Annotated in this window: 1 rRNA gene; it reads right to left on the bottom strand. The window is 56.8% G+C overall.

Features of this window, described 5'->3' with window-relative positions:
• Nucleotides 1–32: 32 nt before the first annotated feature.
• Nucleotides 33–2,505, bottom strand: a 23S ribosomal RNA gene (locus AB0M16_RS36145); the annotation flags it as partial.

Raw genomic sequence — 2,505 nt, 5'->3', positions numbered from 1 at the left:
CTTCAGAACTAACACAGTGGACGCGAGCAACTGAGGACAAGCCCTCGGCCTATTAGTACCGGTCAGCTCCACCCATTACTGGGCTTCCACATCCGGCCTATCAACCCAGTCGTCTACTGGGAGCCTTACCCTCTCAAGGAGGTGGGAATACTCATCTCGAAGCAGGCTTCCCGCTTAGATGCTTTCAGCGGTTATCCCTCCCGAACGTAGCCAACCAGCCATGCCCTTGGCAGGACAACTGGCACACCAGAGGTTCGTCCGTCCCGGTCCTCTCGTACTAGGGACAGCCCTTCTCAATATTCCTACGCGCACAGCGGATAGGGACCGAACTGTCTCACGACGTTCTAAACCCAGCTCGCGTACCGCTTTAATGGGCGAACAGCCCAACCCTTGGGACCGACTCCAGCCCCAGGATGCGACGAGCCGACATCGAGGTGCCAAACCATCCCGTCGATATGGACTCTTGGGGAAGATCAGCCTGTTATCCCCGGGGTACCTTTTATCCGTTGAGCGACGGCGCTTCCACAAGCCACCGCCGGATCACTAGTCCCGACTTTCGTCCCTGCTCGACCCGTCGGTCTCACAGTCAAGCTCCCTTGTGCACTTACACTCAACACCTGATTGCCAACCAGGCTGAGGGAACCTTTGGGCGCCTCCGTTACCCTTTGGGAGGCAACCGCCCCAGTTAAACTACCCATCAGACACTGTCCCTGATCCGGATCACGGACCGAGGTTAGACATCCAGCACGACCAGAGTGGTATTTCAACGGCGACTCCACAACCACTGGCGTGGCTGCTTCAAAGTCTCCCACCTATCCTACACAAGCCGAACCGAACACCAATATCAAACTGTAGTAAAGGTCCCGGGGTCTTTCCGTCCTGCTGCGCGAAACGAGCATCTTTACTCGTAGTGCAATTTCACCGGGCCTATGGTTGAGACAGTCGAGAAGTCGTTACGCCATTCGTGCAGGTCGGAACTTACCCGACAAGGAATTTCGCTACCTTAGGATGGTTATAGTTACCACCGCCGTTTACTGGCGCTTAAGTTCTCAGCTTCGCCCTGTCGAAACAGAGCTAACCGGTCCCCTTAACGTTCCAGCACCGGGCAGGCGTCAGTCCGTATACATCGCCTTACGGCTTCGCACGGACCTGTGTTTTTAGTAAACAGTCGCTTCTCGCTGGTCTCTGCGGCCACCCCCAGCTCAGGGAGTAAATCCCATCACCAGGCGTGGCCCCCCTTCTCCCGAAGTTACGGGGGCATTTTGCCGAGTTCCTTAACCATAGTTCACCCGAACGCCTCGGTATTCTCTACCTGACCACCTGAGTCGGTTTAGGGTACGGGCCGCCATGAAACTCGCTAGAGGCTTTTCTCGACAGCATAGGATCATCCACTTCACCACAATCGGCTCGGCATCAGGTCTCAGCCTTAATGTGTGACGGATTTGCCTACCACACGGCCTACACCCTTACCCCGGGACAACCACCGCCCGGGCTGGACTACCTTCCTGCGTCACCCCATCGCTTACCTACTACCACCTTGGGTCAGCGGCTCCACCACTCCCCTTTGCCCGAAGGCTCCGGGGCGGCTTCACGGCCTTAGCATTAATGGGCTCGATATTGGGCGTTTCAAAGCGGGTACCGGAATATCAACCGGTTGTCCATCGACTACGCCTGTCGGCCTCGCCTTAGGTCCCGACTTACCCTGGGCAGATCAGCTTGACCCAGGAACCCTTAGTCAATCGGCGCACACGTTTCTCACGTGTGTATCGCTACTCATGCCTGCATTCTCACTCGTGAACCGTCCACAACTCGCTTCCGCGGCTGCTTCACCCGGCACACGACGCTCCCCTACCCATCACAGCACCCGTTGGGGCTATACGCTGCAATGACACGACTTCGGCGGTACGCTTGAGCCCCGCTACATTGTCGGCGCGGAATCACTTGACCAGTGAGCTATTACGCACTCTTTCAAGGGTGGCTGCTTCTAAGCCAACCTCCTGGTTGTCTCTGCGACTCCACATCCTTTCCCACTTAGCGTACGCTTAGGGGCCTTAGTCGATGCTCTGGGCTGTTTCCCTCTCGACCATGGAGCTTATCCCCCACAGTCTCACTGCCGTGCTCTCACTTACCGGCATTCGGAGTTTGGCTAAGGTCAGTAACCCGGTAGGGCCCATCGCCTATCCAGTGCTCTACCTCCGGCAAGAAACACACGACGCTGCACCTAAATGCATTTCGGGGAGAACCAGCTATCACGGAGTTTGATTGGCCTTTCACCCCTAACCACAGGTCATCCCCCAGGTTTTCAACCCTGGTGGGTTCGGTCCTCCACGAAGTCTTACCTCCGCTTCAACCTGCCCATGGCTAGATCACTCCGCTTCGGGTCTTGAGCGTGCTACTGAATCGCCCTATTCGGACTCGCTTTCGCTACGGCTTCCCCACACGGGTTAACCTCGCAACACACCGCAAACTCGCAGGCTCATTCTTCAAAAGGCACGCAGTCACGAG

Origin of the sequence: Streptomyces sp. NPDC051921, from assembly GCF_040680975.1 — a bacterium.
In the GTDB taxonomy this organism is placed as follows: domain Bacteria; phylum Actinomycetota; class Actinomycetes; order Streptomycetales; family Streptomycetaceae; genus Streptomyces.
This window is presented reverse-complemented; position numbering and strand designations above follow the sequence as displayed.